Origin of the sequence: Staphylococcus equorum (assembly GCF_001747895.1) — a bacterium.
Taxonomy (GTDB): Bacteria; Bacillota; Bacilli; order Staphylococcales; family Staphylococcaceae; genus Staphylococcus; species Staphylococcus equorum_A.
Window position 1 is genome coordinate 1 of record NZ_LNNB01000043.1, and the last position, 18,932, is coordinate 18,932.

The window sequence follows — 18,932 nt, forward strand, 5'->3', positions numbered from 1 at the left end:
TGCTCTCCCAGCTGAGCTAATTCTCCACATAATTTTAATATAAAGCCTGGCAACGTCCTACTCTTGCGGAACGTAAGTCCGACTACCATCGGCGCTAAAGAGCTTAACTACTGTGTTCGGCATGGGAACAGGTGTGACCTCTTTGCTATTGCCACCAGACAAATTAACTTACTCAATTAATAATACATTGTTTGTTAATCATTTGCAATAGTCAATTTTACACTATCTTAAAGATTTGTTTACAAGACTTTTACTTGAGTTATGTATGTAGTGCTTGTCGTTTTTGACGACTTTTATATATTAATTCATTTTCACTTTAAAGTCAATGCTTTTCGAACATTTCTCAAAAAGAAATATTTTAAATGTTTATGCATGTCTTGTTTCGTTTCCTTAACTCGACTTGAATAATCTTATCACATAGAATCTATCTTTACCATACCTTTTTTAGTATATTATTATATTTTAATAGCATTATAATACTTAATTGTATCTTATTACTAATTTAATTAATTTATTTAGACTTATTATCCTCTATTTTCTCTCATTTGTAGCTTGTCTATAGAAAGCAAAAAGAAAAAAAGACCATATATTACGTCTCACCAATGTGAAATCGCAACATATGATCTAGATTAAATGACTAAATCAATTATTACTTAGCTTATACCCAGCTTTTAATAATTTATTTTTGTTTCATATAAGGGAATAACAATACATCACGGATAGAAGCAGAATCAGTAAGTAGCATAACTAATCTATCAATACCAATACCTAAACCACCTGTTGGAGGCATGCCGTACTCTAATGCTTCAATGAAATCTTCATCCATTTCATGTGCTTCATCATTACCTTCTTCTTTTTCTACTAATTGCGCTTCAAATCTTGCTCTTTGATCAATAGGATCATTTAATTCTGTGAATGCATTACCATGTTCTCTACCTACTATGAATAATTCAAAGCGATCCGTAAATCTTGGGTCCTCTGGATTTTTCTTAGCTAGTGGTGAGATTTCGATTGGATGCCCATAAATAAATGTTGGTTGAATTAATGTCTCTTCAACTTTTTGCTCAAAGAACTCATTTAAGATATGACCATATTTCATATTATCTGTTATTTCAATACCATGTTCTTTAGCTAATGATTTAGCTTCCTCATCAGTTTGTACCTCGAAGAAGTCTACACCTGTTTCTTCTTTAACTGCATCAGCCATATGAACTCGTTTCCAATCAGACTCTAAATCTATAATCTCTTCGCCATAGTTTACTTTAGCAGTACCAAGTACTTTTTCAGAAATATGTCTAATCATATTCTCAGTTATATCCATGATATCGTGATAGTCAGCATACGCTTCATATAATTCAATCATAGTGAATTCTGGATTATGTCTCGTTGATACGCCTTCGTTTCTGAAAACACGTCCAATTTCATAAACTTTTTCTAATCCACCTACGATTAAACGTTTCAAATGTAATTCGATTGCAATTCGCATATATAATGTTGCGTCTAAAGCATTGTGATGTGTTTCGAAAGGACGCGCAGCAGCTCCACCAGGAATTTGGTGCATCATAGGCGTTTCTACTTCTAAAAATCCTCTTTGATTTAAGTAATTACGCATTTCTTGCAATATTTTACTGCGGTTAATAAATGTTTGCGTGCTATCTTGGTTTGTAATTAAGTCAAGGTAACGTTGACGATAACGCTGTTCGATGTCTTGTAAACCATGGAATTTATCAGGTAATGGACGTAATGCTTTAGTCAACAACGTGAACGCTTTAGCTTTAACAGACAATTCACCTGTATTCGTTTTGAACATTACACCTTCTATGCCTACAATGTCTCCAAGATCTGCAGAATTCCAAACTTCGAATTGTTCGTCTCCAACTTGATCTTTTCTTACGTAAATTTGTATTTGACCAGTTAAATCTTGAACATGGGCAAATCCAGCTTTACCTTTTCCACGTTTAGTCATTAGACGACCGGCGATACTTACGTTGCTTTCATCTTCTTTGTCATGTAATTCTTCTTTTGTATATGTGTCCCAATCTTCATGCAATGGGGCAGCTGTAGAAGTACGCTCAAATTTTTGACCAAAAGGATCGATACCTAAATCATATAATTCTTGTAATTTTTGACGGCGAACTTGCATTTGGTCGTTCATTTCTTCTGACATTACTTTCTCTCCTTTATGCTTCTTGTTCTATTTTTTATTCTACTTTAGCTTCTATTTTCACTTGGAACGTTTGATCGTTATCTATCATTTGTTGTTCTGTTTATTTCAAAGCTTTTCCAGTCTTACCATTTACATAAAGTACATATTCAGCCTACATCCATTTTGACTGTAAGCTGAAATGTAACTTTATCTACACTAGCCATAGGAGCAAGAACTACTCTATTATATATCTCTACGACTCCCATTTTCCACACATTTTATAACTATTAACCTTTATACATTTTGACTGAATCGTCTGCAGTCACTATACTTCCAATTTTTTTATTAGAATGAGGTTCTACACAATCAGATGCTATATCATTTAATGGTATAAGTACAAACGCACGCTCCAGCATACGTGGGTGCGGTATGCTTAGATCTTCTTCATCAATAATATGATTGCCAAATAATAAAATATCAACATCTAAAGTTCTAGGGCCCCAACGTATATCTCTTACTCGGTGTAACTGTTGTTCAGTATGCAGACATTCTTTTAATAAATCTTGTGGTGTTAATGATGTATAAATCTCAATACATTGATTTAAAAATTGTGGTTGGTCGACATAACCTACTGGCTCTGTTTCATATATCGGGGATTTTTGCGTTACTTGAATGCCATCTGTATTATCTAATATACGGATTGCTTCATCAAGTTGTGCCGCTCTTTCTCCAACATTACTTCCTAATCCTAAATAAGCATATTCCATTAGAGATTCTCCCTCACTATTTCAACGCCCACACCATCATAATGACCAGGTATAGGTGGATTTTCTTTAGTGATTCTAACTTTCGTTTCCATTACACGATTATAGTGTGAATTTATACGTTTTGCAATACGTTCAGCTAGATGCTCTAATAAATTTACAGGCTTGCCTTCCATGATTGCTTTTACTTCTTCAAAAACTTCACCATAATGGACTGTATCTGTAACATCATCAGATTGTCCAGCCATACTCAAATCAACTTTCATTGTGACATCAACAATAAATATTTGTCCGATATCATTTTCAGCTGGAAGCGCACCATGATAACTATAGAATCTCATGCCATTAAGAAATATTGTGTCGCTCATCGTCATTCTCCTTTAAATAGTCCATGCTTTGCCCTAATCGAACATTTAATGCGACATTATGAACTCTTACCGCTTTTACGCCTTTCATTATACCATACGCAGTAGTGCCTGCCGTTGCTTCATCACGTTCAGTAGGTGTTGTTTCTGTGCCTATCATTTCTTTTATGAACCTTTTCCTACTTGTTGCTAATAGTACAGGATAACCCGTTGCTACAAGTTCATCTAAACGTGACATAACTTCTTTTTCTTCTTCACGTGTTTTTGCAAAGCCAACACCCGGATCAATCCATACTTTATGTTGAGGTATACCTGCCATTTCCGCTTTATTCGCTTGTTTTAATAAATATAACAACATCTCATCCACTACAGGTTCTGTTCTTTGACCATCACCATTGTGCATGAGTACAATTTCACCATTGTATTTCGCTACTACGTTGAAAATACGTTCGTCATAGTGTCCTGCCCATTGATCATTAATCATCGTGGCGCCTAATTTCATTGCAGCTTCTGCCACTTCACTACGATAAGTATCTATAGATAGTTGTACATCTAATTCAGCCAACGCACTTACAACAGGCACAACACGCTCCAACTCTTCCTCAACGCTTATCTCTTCAAAGCCTGGACGGGTAGATATCCCACCGACATCTATAATATCTACACCTTCCTCCATCATTTCTTTTGCTCTCTTAATCGCTTTTTCAACTGTATTATATTTACCACCATCGGAAAAAGAGTCAGGCGTTACATTTAATATGCCCATAATTTTTGTATGCGTCATAATTATTCTTCTTCCTTTCACTTTATAAATGATTTTTTCTTATGTATTTTATTTACTATTCTATAATAACGTTAATTTTCATTTTTTTCAGTAATCAAAACTTGAAATCAAATATACTAGTTTATTGTTTTTACTTTGCTTACTTATATTGCTTTATATACACAAAAAAACCGACTCACATGCAAATGTGGTCGGTAATTGTTAAACATATATCGTTTAGTCATCAAATGAATATAACGGTGTAGAAAGATAACGTTCACCATTACTTGGTAATACAGTAACAACTGTTTTACCTTTACCTAATGATTTTGCTTTTTCAATCGCTGCAACAATCGCTGCACCTGAAGAAATACCACCTAAGATACCTTCTTCTTTAGCAACTCTACGTGACATATCCATCGCAGCTTCATTACCTACTTTGATAATTTCATCATAAACGTTTGTATCTAAAGTATCTGGTACAAATCCTGCACCTAAACCTTGTAATTTATGGGGACCAGGTTCGCCACCACTTAAGATAGGTGAGTCTTCTGGTTCAATCGCTACAAGATTGATGTCTGGGTATTTTTCTTTTAATACTTTACCCGCACCACTGAGTGTTCCACCAGTACCTACACCAGCTAAGAATGAATCAATTGTTTTGCCTTCAAATTGTTCAACTAATTCTGGTCCAGTTGTTAATTCGTGTACACGAGGATTTGCTGGGTTTTCGAATTGTTGTGGTTCGTAATAACCAAATTCTTCTTTTAACTCTTTAGCTTTTTTGATTGCACCTTTCATTGCTTCTGATCCAGGTGTTAATACTAATTCTGCGCCGTATGCTTTTAATAAGTTACGACGTTCTTGACTCATTGTTTCAGGCATCGTAAATACTGCTTTATAACCTTTAGCTGCACAAACAAAAGCTAAGCCGATTCCTGTGTTACCACTTGTCGGTTCAACAATTGTATCGCCTGGTTTAATTTTACCTGCTTGCTCAGCTTCTTCAATCATTGCTAATGCAATACGGTCTTTTACAGAGCCACCTGGATTTTGATATTCAAGTTTCACATATACGTCTGCGGCATCTTCCCCCACAACGTTGTTTAACTTAACAACAGGTGTATTGCCAATTGCTTTTACGATATTGTCTACTGGTTTATTTGTCATTTAGTATTGCTCCTTTTCATTAAAAAGTTTAAAACCTACTTTTTCTCTCGGATATACTTTATATTTTATCAGATTTTTCAGCAAATACAACTATGAAGATTTGATGTAGCAATTTTTTTGTTCAATAGTATATTCTATATCTAGTTTATACCTTTTACTTACTATTTTCTATTAATCCATGTAACTCATCTTCTGAAAAATCATATTTATTTCTACAGAAATGACATTCAACTTCTGCGCCATGATCTTTATCAATCATATCTTGAATTTCAGCTTCTCCTAAACCTTTAATGGCAGTCAAGAATTTTTCATGACCACAATTACAATCGAAACGTGTAGGAAGATTTTCTAATAATTGTACGTTTTCTTCCCCTAGTATTTCGAAAAGAATTTCTTCAGGCGTTAAACCTTGATCAATCAGTTTCGAAACTGGAGTCATTTGATTGATTGCTTTTTCAAGTTTATCCACTGTTTCATCTTCTGCGCCTGGCATAACTTGTATTAAAAACCCACCTGCAGCTTTAATTGAATTGTCAGGATTAACTAATACGCCTAAACCTACTGATGATGGTACTTGTTCACTTTTAGCAAAGTAATAAGTGAAATCATCTCCTAATTCACCAGAAACGAGTTCACTAGAACCAGAAAAATAATCCTTCATTCCAACATCTTTTACAACTGTCAATGCGCCTTCTGAACCAACCGCACGGCTAACATCTAATTTACCAGCATCATTTAAAGGGAAATGTGTCTGAGGATTTGAAACATAGCCTCTTATATTCCCTTTAGCATCAGCGTCAGCAATTATTTTACCAATTGGGCCCTTACCATCAACAGTAACTGTTAATTTTTGATCGCCTTTGAGCATTGCACCCATCATCACTGTTGCTGTCATCGTACGTCCAAGGGCTGCTGAAGCAGTCGGCCACGTATAATGTCTTGTTTGTGCTTCTTGAACACTTTCAGTTGTTAACGCACTATAAGCGCGAATTTGTCCTCCAAAAGCTAATGCTTTAACTATATAATCGTTCGTCATTTTGTTTATTTCTCCTTTAATATCATCTAGTTTTAAAAATGTTTTTTATATCTTTACTCTAAGATTGTTTTTACACTTTTTATCAATGCAATTTATTGTAATCGTTCGAAGTAGAAAATGCGAAACATCTGTTTGGAAATTGTTCCATCATATCTTGTTATTAAAAAAAGCTTCCTTCTACTATCAATATGATAGCAGAAAGAAGCTTTAAGTTCAGTTATTAATTTCTGTTACTTGGATCATTCGGATCGCTTGGATTGCTAGGTTTATCGATATTAGGTGCTTGTTCATGACCTGTTTCTTCAGTGTCATCGCTGTCTTGTTGTTCGTTTTCTTTATCGTTATCCTGTGTTTCATCATCTGAAGATAGTTGTTCTTTACGAACGTCCTCGTAAGATTTACCGTATTTTCCTTCTTCAAAGTTATCGTCTTTATGTTCCACAACTTTGGCGCTATCATAATCAACTTCTGGTAAGACACCATCGTTAAATAATGATTGGATTTGTTCGGCAACTAACGTTTCTTCAGTTAATAATGATTCAGCAATTAAATCTAACTGTGATTTATGCTCTAACAAGATAGTCTTACAACGCTCGTATTGTTCTTTAATGATACGTTGCACTTCTTTATCAATTTCATATGCAATTTGTCCTGAAAATTCAGTGTCACCTTGCATTTCTTTTCCTAAGAACACTTGGCCACCGTTGCTATTTGTGAATTGAACCGTTCCGATTTTTTCACTCATACCATATTCAGTAACCATTTGACGTGCAATTTGTGTTGCACGTTCAAAGTCGTTAGATGCACCTGTAGATACTTCATTAAAGGTAATATCCTCAGATACACGTCCACCAAGTAGACCACAAATTTTATCTAATAATTCTTTTTCTGTCATTAAGAAGCGATCTTGTTTTGGTAACATCATTGCGTAACCGCCAGCTTGTCCACGAGGTACGATTGTAACTTTATGAACAACTTCAGCTTCATCAAGTACCATACCAATAATTGTATGACCAGCTTCATGGTGTGCTACAATATTACGTTCTTTTTCAGAGATTACACGAGATTTTTTAGCTGGACCAGCGATAACGCGGTCTGTCGCTTCTTCAATATCACGCATATCAATTTTTTTCTTACCTTCACGTACAGCAACTAATGATGCTTCGTTTAATAAGTTTTCTAAATCTGCACCAGAGAAACCTGGTGTTCTTTCTGAAACTGCTTTTAAGTCAACTGTTTCATCAAATGGTTTGTCCTTCGCATGAACATGAAGAATTGCTTCACGACCTTTAGCATCTGGGCGACCTACTTGAATTTGTCTGTCGAAACGACCTGGACGTAATAACGCTGGGTCTAAAATGTCTGGGCGGTTTGTAGCAGCGATCATAATGATACCTTCATTGTCACCAAAACCATCCATTTCAACGAGTAATTGGTTCAATGTTTGCTCACGCTCATCATGGCCACCACCTACACCGGCACCACGTTGACGACCAACTGCATCGATTTCATCAATAAAGATGATACAAGGCGCGTTTTTCTTAGCATTTTCGAACAAGTCACGTACACGGCTTGCACCAACACCCACAAACATCTCAACGAAGTCTGAACCACTAATTGAGAAGAACGGCGTACCGGCTTCACCAGCAACTGCACGAGCTAATAATGTTTTACCTGTACCAGGAGGGCCAACTAAAAGAACACCTTTAGGAATTCTAGAACCCATTTGTTTAAATTGTTTATTGTCTTTTAAGAAATCGACTATTTCAATTAATTCTTGTTTCTCTTCATCTGCACCAGCTACATCAGTGAAGCGTACACGTTTTTGTTGATTATCGTACGTTTTAGCTTTGGATTTACCAAAGTTCATCATACGATTACCACCGCCACCGCCGCCACCTTGGGCTTGGCTGAGGAAGAATATAAATAAGAGTGCGATAATTAATACAGGAATTAATGTTGTTAATATACTTACAAATACACTTTGTTTTTCTTCTTCTTTAACTGTAAATTTCAATCCGTCTTGACTTTGTGCTTTATCAGTTATTTTTTCTAGCTCTTTATCGTTGTTATATAAAATAGTTGAAGAATACTCTTCATCTTTATCTGTTTTACCACTTACCATATATACATTTTGTTCAGGTTGAATTTCAAGTGATTTTAACTCACCTTTATCTAACTGCTTAACAAATTGATTATATGTAAGCTGTTTTGGCATATTCCCATTTCCGTTAAGCCACGAAAACAAGCCAAAAATAATAACGCCAATGATTGCGATAACTAGCACGTTACGAAAGGCTTTCTGCATGCGTCGTTTCCTCCTACTTCAATTATAAAACTAACAAAAATTGTAACACAACACTCGAGTTTTCGGCTACTATTTCAACTTTTGCATTATGTTTACAATTCTTATTGTTTTACCCTTTAGTTTTATTTTTCTATTATGCTTAAAGTTAAATGAATATTATATATTGTCACGTACCTACAAGTTTATGTATTAAATTTCAAATGATTTAAGTCTAACCCTACTTTTTACATTCACTAACTTAATTCGACTGTAACTTACAGTATATAACAACTTTTTCTATGAATAAATTGTACTGCTTATTTTGAATAGATTTCTGGTTTCAATGTACCAATGTAAGGTAAATTTCTATAATGTTCAGCATAATCTAAACCATAGCCTACTACAAATTCATCAGGTATCTTTTTACCTACGTATTTTGCTTCAATGTTTGCTTTACGACGGTTAGGTTTATCAAGTAGCGTAACAATTTCAAGTGAGTTAACACGACGTGATTCAAGTAATTCAGTAATTGATTTTAAAGTAGTACCCGTTTCTAGAATGTCTTCAATAATTAAAACATCTTTATTTTCAATAGATCCACTTAAGTCTTTCAAGATTTTTACTTCTCCTGTTGATTCAGTGCCTCCGTGATAACTAGAAACATCCATGAAGTCGATAGCTAAATGCGTATCAATATATTTAATTAAATCTGCCATAAACATAACAGAACCTTTTAATATGCCAATACATACAAGTGGTTTCCCTTTGTATTCCTCTGTTATTTTCTTACCTAGCTCTTCACAAATTTGGTGTATATCTTCCTCTGACAATAAAATGTCTTTTAAATCATCTCGCATATTTTCATTCCTCTCCCATATTTCGTATAAAAATTGATTGATTGTATTTACGCTTTAAATATAATGTGCCAACAGCAATAATCTCATTGTATGCATTAACTATAACTGGCATTTGGTTACGTTCAGTTTGTATAACCTTTTTATCAATAAGCAGTCTACTTATTTTTTTATGCCCTTTCATACCATTCAGTTCAAATTTGTCGCCGTCTTTTCTTGTACGGATAACTATAGGATACTCGAATGTAGGAAATTCATTAGTAATATCAATGCTATAGCGACCATAGTTGTATGCACCTGGTTGATCAATCTTAGTCGGAGCTAGTTTTTCCTTACAATTTGCCATTATTATAAATTTATCATAAGCGATGTGAATTATCCATTCATGTGTCGCATATAATGTGCATTGTGTTACATTTTCTGTAAGTTGTTGAAACCATTCGTTGTAAATTTTCTCAGTAAACGACTTATCTAGTGGTAAATCAGCAAAAAGTTTATCTAAGACTGCCATTTTGACACTATGTCGTAAATTTAAAAACTGCTTTCTTGAAAAAGTAACTTCACTGCCATCATTACAAAAATCAACAAATGCCGAGATAAATGTTGTAGCTTCATGTCGCACAACTGATAATTGTTCATCATGCCAGTCTTGTAATTTTAGCAATTGTTCTGTAGATAAGTGTTTATTACTTTCTATATCAGGTAATATGCGGTTGCGAATATCATTTCTGACATAATGATTTTCTGCATTCGATTCATCTTCATAATATGGAACATTATGTTTTGTTTGATAGTTACGTATTTCTGATTTCGTGACTTCTAAAAATGGTTTACATAAATTATAATGGCCTCTTGAAGAAAGATATGTCATCCCCAAGCTACTTCTCGTAGAGCGTCCAGTCATAAGTCGATAAAATATCGTTTCAATCTGATCATCTTGATGGTGTGCCGTAAGTAATACATCTGCATTTAACTCAGTCATCATATCATCAAACCAATGATAACGTTCGGCTCTCGCTTCACTTTCAATACTATTACCTTTTTCAATCACAGCAGACAAATCCAGATGTTGTATATGCAATGGGATTTGATGTTTATCACAATACGCTTTAATAAATTGTTCTTCTGCTGCTGCAACAGGACGGATATTGTGATTTACATGGAGACAAGTCAACTTAGTATATGAATCAGCTAAACGTGTAATCAATTGATGTAAAAGCACCATACTATCTACACCTGTAGAAACTGCCAATACAATATGATTACTTTTATCCCAGCCTTCAGTATTTACTCTCAACTTATCTACCTCCTTGCCCTTAATATTACCTTAACACTGCAAATGCTCGTAATATTATGACTTATATACAACAAAAAAGAGACTGTTTCCTCAAGTAAGAAAACAGTCTTAGATTGTTACAATCAAACTTAATTTTGGAAAAAATTATTGTACTTTGTTTTCAAGTCATTAAATTAATTCCTGTGTCAACAGTCTTACGATATATATATTGATTAACGTTTCGCGCCTTTTCCACCACGTCTAGATTCTGTTTGACGTTTAATAGATGTTAATTTATCTTCACTATCTTTCAAGAAATCTGTTAATTTCTTTTCAAAGTCCTCACCTTTTGGTTGAGGTTTTTTATAATTGGGTTTACTTTGAGGTCTACGTGGACGATCTTTTGCTTTTTTAATTGATAAACTAATTTTACCATCATCAGCGATTGAAAGCACTTTAACTTCAACTACATCTCCAACAGATAAATGATCTTCTACGTTTTCCACGTAATTATCTGCAACTTCACTTATGTGAACTAAGCCACTCTTTCCTTCAGGAAGTTCGACGAAAGCGCCAAACTTTTTAATACCAGTGACTTTACCTTTAAGCTTGTTTCCTACTTCGATTGACATATTGTAAATAAATCCTCCCGATTTGTTTCGATTTTAACCCTATTATATGCCTGTTTGCATAAATTAACAATGGTATTGTGACTTAAATGACAAATTTCACTATTTATCCTCTTTTGATGATTTAGAATCTTCCTCGGATTTCTCTCCAGGCAACTTGAAAATCACTTCTCCATCATTGCTCAAATAGTAATCATCTCGCGCAACTTTCTCTATATAACTTTTATCATTGAGATTGTTTAATTGTTCTTTTAATGCGAGTTCTTCATCTTGTTGCTTTTGATATTGTTGTTCTTTTTCTTGACGCTCAGCTGCGTCATCTATATTACTTTGTTTTTGAGTGACAAGCATTACAGTTAAAATAATAATGAGGATAAGTAATATGCCACCAAATAAAGTTATACGTTTACGTACGACTCGTCTTCTCATTTTTTGCTGTTGTTTCTTTTTATTTTCAGCAGAAGTGAACGTATTCCCTATGTTCTCAACTTTTTTACTCATTGCTTGTCACCTCCTTTTTTAGTCTCCACTAACCTTCTCTTCTTTGACTAATTCATACATACCTTTCGCATTTTCCTTAGTCGCATGTTCACTTAAACCAGTAACTTCAATTGTGATTACTTTTTGTCCAAATCGGATTACAAGTTCATCTGTTACTTTTACGTCAGTGCCTGCTTTCGCTACTGAACCATTGACGGCAATACGTCCTTGATCACTAATTTCTTTAGCTAAAGTACGACGTTTCACTAACCGTGATACTTTGAGATATTTATCTAATCTCATGATTTGTTTCCTCCTTGCTCTAAAATTTTTCTTAAAGCATCTGCGTCTAACGACATATTTTTTGTTTTATCATACAACTTCAAGAAATGCTCTGCAAATACTTTTTCAAATTTAACACGTTTCGTTTTACCTTCTTTTGCTTTTGCTTCTGACCATATATGTTTTAAGTCTTCTTCAGTTTCCGCTTCAGCGTCACCAAAAATGTGTGGATGTCTACGTATCATTTTTTCTGAAAGACTTTGAACCACTTCATTTATATCAAGGAACCCATCTTTTTTACCAATGCTTGTATGCAATAGTACTTGTAAAAGTATGTCCCCCAATTCTTCAATGATGTGCCAATCATCTTCGTTATCTATTGCTTCAAACAATTCAAACGTTTCTTCTAATAGATAACGTTTTAATGTGTGGTGTGTTTGAACTTTATCCCAAGGACAGCCTGTTTCGTCATCGACAAGTTGATCTATAATGTTCGCAGCAAAATAGAAATCACTATAATACGCTTCTTCTTTTTCTACTTTCGGAACGAATACACTCGTCAAATTACTGAAAACAGATGCATGATGGTCTAATTCATAAAGCGGTGTTTCTATTACATTTGCAGCGTTATTTTGTGCGCCGTCGACGATAAATACTGTTTGCTCATCATGATAACGTTCCATCAACGTCACTTTTAAATCGCCTGCCGTCATAGGGCTATAAACTTGCGTAATGAGCGTATGGGTACGAATATTTAACTGCTCTTTTTTTATCGCTGTCGCATCGAGTAATGTAAACCCATCGTTAGGGTCTATCTTTACCGCTTCAAATATATCATCGATAAAGCTTTTGCCTCCCAAAACTTCAACCTGAACATCATTATGCTTTTGTGCATAAGCTTCTAATTTTACAGTTGTCGTTTCAGCTACACGCGGATGCCCAGGTACTGTATAAATGACATTATCACTTTGGGCCGCTTCAATGAGTTGTGACACAATACGTTCATAAACGCCCTCAAATGATGCCTGTGCCTCGTATTCACTATCAAAACTTTTGAATTGTATATTTTCTGCGGTTAACTCTTTAATTACAGGATGATCCAATGTACGTGTGTAAACCATTGTTTGTTTTTTAAGAAATTTGTAGATACCTAAAGGTAAATCATCAATACCGTAGTTACCTAATCCAACAATTGTTATTTTACCTGACATTAATGTTCCCCTCTTTTCATATGATAAAGTTTATCGCCCAATGGTAAATGTTTTAATTCTCTATAACTCAATAAATGCATACGTACAATAGCGAAAATGATTACCAATACACCAATCACTGCTGCAATGACTAATTCAATCAAACCTGTGATTCTACTTTGTGTAGGTACAAGCCACATTCCTATTTGAACAGCCACTGACAGCATCACCATCGTAGCAACCAATTTAATCACAAATTTTTTCATCATCTGGAATTTATAGTGTTTTAGTACGTGATAATGTAGTACGAGTGTAAATATAATAAGTGAAATTACAGTGCTGATACTACCACCTAGCATTAATAGTTGTGGTATTAATATCACATTGAGTATTACTTTACTGACCACACCAATGATAAATGCATAAAGCACAGGGCGAACTTGGTTTTTCACTTGTAATAAAGCAATGTCCATCATAATGAGCGAAACACATATAACTGTCAGCATATAGATAGATAACGTACCAGTCAGACTATCATTTTTAAAAAACACACTATTCATGACCGGTAGTAAATTAATTAATCCAATACCAGCTGCTACACTAAACATAACTGTAATCTTGATAGAGGCATTCGCATATCTATTAACCAGAACGTTATTTCGCGCTTTAATCGCATCGGTAAGCATTGGTATAAGAACAAAACAAAATGTCGTTGTCACAATTAAGCCCATTTGTATAAATGAAGCCCCACGATCAAAGACACCTTTTTGCGTGGTTGCTTCTTGAAAATTTAAGCCTGCATTCTGAAGTGCATGTATGACCGTAAAGCTATCTATCACTTGCCAAACAATGACGATAAGCTGACTTACAGCAAAGATGATAATGGCCAATGATAACTTTTTCCACTCTACTATGGCTTTGTCATTTAGTTTATTCCCTTGCTTGAGCTTAAAAGGCTTGCTCTGCATTAGGAATATACTGGATGCTAAAAATCCTACTGCTGAACCGATGATAGCTACTGTACCAGCAGTGTAAACAGACCATTGTTGTGTCATAAATAATACAATAGCAATGATGATAATTACAACGCGTATGACTTGCTCTATGACTTGTGATATCGCTGGAACAGTCATATGTTGATGCGCTTGATAATAACCTCTATACACTCCCAATATACCAACAAACAAGAAACTAAAACTTGCTGCTCTTAACATTGGCGTGAGATTAGTGTCACCCATTAGAAGTGCGATCCACTGCGCACCTATGAAAATAATCAAGAAAAAAACAGTACTAATGAGTTGTAACCTCAGCAACACTTTAGTGTATTGTCTTGATTGCCCTTGTGTGCCAAACGTTTGTGTGACTGCACTTGGAATTGCATTCATTGTTAAAATAACACCTAAAGCAACAATCGGATATATTTGTTGATAAGCATATAATCCTTCGTCTCCAAGTATATTTTGATATGGGACACGATAAATTGCGCTTAATATTTTAACAATAACAAGTGCGATTGTAAGAACAACTACGCCGTTGAAGGCCGTATTCTTATCGTCCTTAGATTTCATCTGATATAACCATACTTTCTTCTAAACATTTCGCTAAGAATTTCAAACTATCTAACCAATTACTTACTTTATTTAAAGTTACTTTCATTTTACCATCTTGAACGCCAACTTTCATTGCACGGCCTAATGGTTGGGTTTGTTTAAATAACGTTTCTCCGTTAATATCTGTCGTTCCTTTTTCAGACAGATAAACTTCCACCTTTTTGCCTACATCTTTAATAAGCGCCACTCCGGCATTTAAAGCGTGAACTTTTATCTCCATCATATCCAACAGTCTTTCTACTTCTACTGGGTAATCATTGAAACGATCTATTAATTCATCTTTTACATCCATAAGTTGTGCTTCAGTTTCAATCTTACGTAATTTTTTATAGATTTCTATTTTAGACTGTTCATTTTGAATATATTCAGCAGGTAAATAAGCATCAATGTTGAGTTCAATTTCAATTTCAGGTGCATCTTGTTTCTCATCTTTAACACCACGTTTTTCATTCACCGCTTCTTCTAGCATTTGTGAGTAAAGGTCGAAACCGACAGAATCAATAAATCCATGTTGTTGTTTACCTAAGAGGTTGCCTGCGCCTCGAATATTCAAATCACGCATTGCAATTTTAAATCCTGAGCCTAACTCAGTAAATTCTTTAATTGCTTGCAAACGGTCTTCAGCTGTTTCTGACAATACTTTGTTCGTAGGGTGTAAGAAATAAGCATAACCAATACGGCTCGAACGTCCGACACGACCTCTTAATTGGTATAACTGACTGAGTCCGAAACGGTCCGCATCTTCGATAATGAGTGTGTTGGCATTTGGAACATCAACCCCAGTTTCGATGATTGTAGTCGTCACAAGAATATCGTATTCATGATTAATGAAACTTAGCATTGTTTCTTCTAAGTCTCCTTCTTTCATCTGTCCATGTGCAATACCAATATTCGCTTCTGGAATTAACATTTGTAATTGCTCTCTTTTTTCATAAATAGACTGCACTTTATTATATAAATAAAAGACTTGCCCTTCTCTAGATAATTCTCTTTCTAGTGCTTCTTTAATAAAATTCGTATTCTGTTCTAATACGTAAGTTTGTACTGGAAAACGATTTTCTGGCGGTGTTTCAATCACTGATAAATCACGAACACCCAACATACTCATGTGCAATGTACGTGGTATAGGCGTAGCCGTCAGTGTTAAAACGTCCACATTCGTTTTCAATGATTTAATTCTTTCTTTATGACGTACGCCAAATCGCTGTTCTTCATCCACGATTAATAATCCTAAATCTTTATAATGAATATCTTTACTTAATAATTTATGAGTACCTACGACGATATCAACAAAACCTGATTTTAATCGTTCTTTTGTTTCTTTAACTTCTTTAGTACTTCTAAATCGACTAATGAGTTGGACTTCGATTGGAAAATCCTGCATACGCTCAATTAATGTTTCATAGTGCTGTTGTGCCAAAATTGTAGTTGGAACTAAGAAGGCAACTTGCTTTCCTTCCATAACAGCTTTAAAGGCTGCACGTACTGCCACTTCTGTCTTACCATAACCTACATCACCACATAACAATCGATCCATTGGGCGTTCAATTTCCATGTCCTGCTTAATTTCTTCAATTGATTTACCTTGGTCTGGCGTTAATTCGTAAGGGAAATCTATCTCAAATTCGTTTTGTTCTGCCGTATCTGGACCATATTTATAGCCAACAGACATTTCGCGTTCTTTATATAGATCGATTAATTCATCAGCCATGTCTTCAACACTTTGTTGTACTTTAGCTTTTGTTTTTTTCCATTCCGTACCACCAAGTTTATTTAACCTAGGTGTCTTATCCTCTGATGCCACATATTTTTGAACTTGGTCCATCTGATCAACTGGTACAAACAATTGGTCTGTCCCTTTATATTGAAGTTTAATATAGTCTTTATGTACGCCACCGACATCAAGTGTTTCAACACCTAAATATCTACCAACACCGTGGTGCACGTGAACGACATAGTCGCCTACTTTTAAATCTTGATATGATTTAATTTTTTCAGCGTTTGTTAGTGTCTTTTGTTGTTTTGGTTTTTTCTTTTGTTTGGATTTGAATAGTTCGCGTTCCGTCACAACGACAAGTTGCATATATGGTAGCTCAAAGCCTTCTGATAAACTACCCTCAGTAATGATTGCATTGCCCCCATCGTTTCGTTGACTTGGCGTATCGATAAATGTTGGAATATGCATTTCATTGAGCATAGATTGAATACGTTCTTTTCTCACTTCAGTTTCAGCAAGCACAACGACAGTATAATCATTTTGAATAAAGCGCTGAAATTCTGAGCGCATAATATCATATTGACCATAAAATTGTTGTACGGGCTTACATGAAAACTTGATGATTTCATTGAGTTGAACAGGCATTGTCGCTGTGAATAACGTGAAATACGTCACTGGATAATGTTTCAACAATGCTTCGAATCCATCATATTGCAAGAAGTTTTGATCAATAAATCCTTTACCACTTTCTATCAGGTTTTGCATAAATTCATCAACTTCAGTTATAAGTGTTTGTTCAGTTTCTTTAATTCTATTATGTTCATCAACTGCAACAATAGCGTCATCTTTAAAATAATCCATAATAGTTGCTGGCTGTTCATACATAAATGACACAAGTCGACGTAATACTTGATGGTCAAACATCGTTGATTCAAAAAGTTCGAAACTTTCGTAAGTTTCTTTCAAATCATTACGAGCTGATTTTTCAATTTTTGGACGTGTATTTTCGTAAGCTTCTTTTAATTTTAACTTTGTATGTTTAAGTACATCGTCTGTGATAATATAATCACTTGCTGTTGTAATATTGACTTCTTCTATATTCTCTTTTGATCTTTGTGTCTCCACATCAAAATCACGAATCGAATCCACTTCAGTATCGAATAGTTCAATTCTTACTGGTTGACCAATTAAAGGGTAAATATCAACAATGCCTCCACGTAATGAAAACTCACCTATATGTGACACTACACTTTCTCTGCGATAACCCATATTTACTAATTTATTTAAAAATTCATCAATTTCAATATCGTCACCTACAGATAGTGTTAACTGATGGGATTTCCACATTTCAACTGGAGTGAGCCATTTTTTCAAACCGTTTAATGGTACGATAAATAACCCTCTCTTTTCTTGAGCAAGTGCCGTTAGTGTACGTACACGCTCGCTCATAAATTGAGGGCTTTGTGTTGAGAATTCTTCTGTCATGATATCTTGCATTGGATATTTGTAGACCTCGTCTGCATCTACAAATTGCAATAAATCACTTTCCAATTTATCTGCTTGATATAAATTATTTGTAACAACTAGTAATTGTTTAGTACTATGCAAATATTTTTCGGCTATAATCGTTGATTTAGCTGCGCCAGATAGGCCAGTGACCAGTACATTTTCTTTACCAAATACGTCGTTTAATTCTTGGTATCGTTTGTCTTCATTTATATATTGTGTAATTATTGATTTCACTTGACTTCACCATTATATTCATTCATCACACGCTCAAAACGAGAACTTTCTATATAAGCCTCAACTGCACGCGCAGAATGTTCTATTACTTTATTCATTATTTGCATTTCTTGTTTTGAAAATTTTTGTAACACATAATCGACAATTGACATACCATTTGAAGGTCTATCTACACCGATTCTAATGCGTTTGAATTGGTCCGTACCTAGTACTTGAATCATTGATTTAATACCATTATGTCCACCAGCACTGCCTTTTTGTCTTAGGCGAATCTCTCCTTGTGGTAAATCTAAATCATCATATAAAACAACTAAATCATCTATATCTATATCATAATATTTCATTAACGGGCCTACCGCTTCGCCTGACAAATTCATCATTGTTAGTGGTTCAATAAACATGACTTTTTCTCCAGCCATACGTTCAATCGTATAGGCACCTTTAAATTTTTGTTTATCTAATGAGAATTGATTTTGATCTAACATGTAATCTATAACTTCAAAACCAATATTATGTTTTGTTTGTTCAAAACGTTTACCTATATTGCCTAGGCCTACAATACATTTCATTATGTTACCTCCAATTGTTGTTGTCACTTAACTATATATATCATTTTCATG

General features: G+C 34.7%; 16 protein-coding genes and 1 rRNA gene. All 17 read right to left on the bottom strand.

Features of this window, described 5'->3' with window-relative positions:
* Nucleotides 1-44: 44 nt before the first annotated feature.
* A 5S ribosomal RNA gene (gene rrf / locus AST02_RS13745) occupies nt 45-159 on the bottom strand.
* A gap of 520 nt (nt 160-679) precedes the next feature.
* On the bottom strand, nt 680-2,167 hold the full coding sequence (gene lysS, locus AST02_RS13750; RefSeq protein WP_069818246.1) for a lysine--tRNA ligase: 1,488 nt from the start codon (nt 2,165-2,167) through the stop codon (nt 680-682).
* A 266-nt stretch (nt 2,168-2,433) separates the two neighbouring features.
* Nucleotides 2,434-2,913: a 2-amino-4-hydroxy-6-hydroxymethyldihydropteridine diphosphokinase gene (folK, locus tag AST02_RS13755; RefSeq protein WP_069818247.1), complete on the bottom strand. Its 480-nt coding sequence runs from the start codon at nt 2,911-2,913 to the stop codon at nt 2,434-2,436.
* A complete protein-coding gene (folB, locus tag AST02_RS13760) occupies nt 2,913-3,278 on the bottom strand; it encodes a dihydroneopterin aldolase (RefSeq protein ID WP_069818248.1) in 366 nt (121 codons plus the stop codon). Before folB ends, folK begins: the two co-directional genes overlap by 1 nt.
* A complete protein-coding gene (gene folP / locus AST02_RS13765) occupies nt 3,256-4,059 on the bottom strand; it encodes a dihydropteroate synthase (RefSeq protein WP_069818249.1) in 804 nt (267 codons plus the stop codon). The genes folB and folP overlap by 23 nt, the downstream gene beginning before the upstream one ends.
* A gap of 216 nt (nt 4,060-4,275) precedes the next feature.
* A complete protein-coding gene (gene cysK, locus AST02_RS13770; RefSeq protein ID WP_069818250.1) occupies nt 4,276-5,208 on the bottom strand; it encodes a cysteine synthase A in 933 nt (310 codons plus the stop codon).
* Between the two features lie 154 nt (nt 5,209-5,362).
* Nucleotides 5,363-6,244, bottom strand: coding sequence for an Hsp33 family molecular chaperone HslO (gene hslO / locus AST02_RS13775; RefSeq protein WP_069818251.1), 882 nt, complete (start codon nt 6,242-6,244; stop codon nt 5,363-5,365).
* Nucleotides 6,245-6,464: 220 nt separating this feature from the next.
* A complete protein-coding gene (gene ftsH / locus AST02_RS13780) occupies nt 6,465-8,552 on the bottom strand; it encodes an ATP-dependent zinc metalloprotease FtsH (RefSeq protein WP_069818252.1) in 2,088 nt (695 codons plus the stop codon).
* A gap of 296 nt (nt 8,553-8,848) precedes the next feature.
* Nucleotides 8,849-9,388: a hypoxanthine phosphoribosyltransferase gene (gene hpt / locus AST02_RS13785; RefSeq protein WP_002508753.1), complete on the bottom strand. Its 540-nt coding sequence runs from the start codon at nt 9,386-9,388 to the stop codon at nt 8,849-8,851.
* Nucleotides 9,389-9,392: 4 nt separating this feature from the next.
* Nucleotides 9,393-10,682, bottom strand: a complete 1,290-nt coding sequence (gene tilS / locus AST02_RS13790; protein WP_069818253.1) for a tRNA lysidine(34) synthetase TilS — start codon at nt 10,680-10,682, stop codon at nt 9,393-9,395.
* A gap of 212 nt (nt 10,683-10,894) precedes the next feature.
* Nucleotides 10,895-11,293, bottom strand: a complete 399-nt coding sequence (locus tag AST02_RS13795) for a S1 domain-containing RNA-binding protein (protein ID WP_002508751.1) — start codon at nt 11,291-11,293, stop codon at nt 10,895-10,897.
* Between the two features lie 99 nt (nt 11,294-11,392).
* Complete coding sequence (locus tag AST02_RS13800) at nt 11,393-11,791, bottom strand: FtsB family cell division protein (RefSeq protein ID WP_069818254.1); 399 nt, start codon at nt 11,789-11,791, stop codon at nt 11,393-11,395.
* Nucleotides 11,792-11,809: 18 nt separating this feature from the next.
* The gene (locus AST02_RS13805; protein ID WP_057511366.1) at nt 11,810-12,073 is read right to left on the bottom strand and encodes an RNA-binding S4 domain-containing protein; all 264 of its coding nucleotides are present in this window, start codon (nt 12,071-12,073) and stop codon (nt 11,810-11,812) included.
* Nucleotides 12,070-13,263: a MazG nucleotide pyrophosphohydrolase domain-containing protein gene (locus AST02_RS13810; RefSeq protein ID WP_069818255.1), complete on the bottom strand. Its 1,194-nt coding sequence runs from the start codon at nt 13,261-13,263 to the stop codon at nt 12,070-12,072. Before AST02_RS13810 ends, AST02_RS13805 begins: the two co-directional genes overlap by 4 nt.
* Nucleotides 13,263-14,810 (bottom strand): polysaccharide biosynthesis protein, encoded by a 1,548-nt coding sequence (locus AST02_RS13815; RefSeq protein ID WP_069818256.1) that lies wholly within the window; start codon nt 14,808-14,810, stop codon nt 13,263-13,265. The genes AST02_RS13810 and AST02_RS13815 overlap by 1 nt, the downstream gene beginning before the upstream one ends.
* Entirely contained in the window at nt 14,800-18,312 is a 3,513-nt protein-coding gene (mfd, locus tag AST02_RS13820) for a transcription-repair coupling factor (protein WP_069818257.1), read from the bottom strand. The genes AST02_RS13815 and mfd overlap by 11 nt, the downstream gene beginning before the upstream one ends.
* On the bottom strand, nt 18,309-18,881 hold the full coding sequence (gene pth, locus AST02_RS13825) for an aminoacyl-tRNA hydrolase (protein WP_069818258.1): 573 nt from the start codon (nt 18,879-18,881) through the stop codon (nt 18,309-18,311). The genes mfd and pth overlap by 4 nt, the downstream gene beginning before the upstream one ends.
* Between the last annotated feature and the right edge of the window lie 51 nt (nt 18,882-18,932).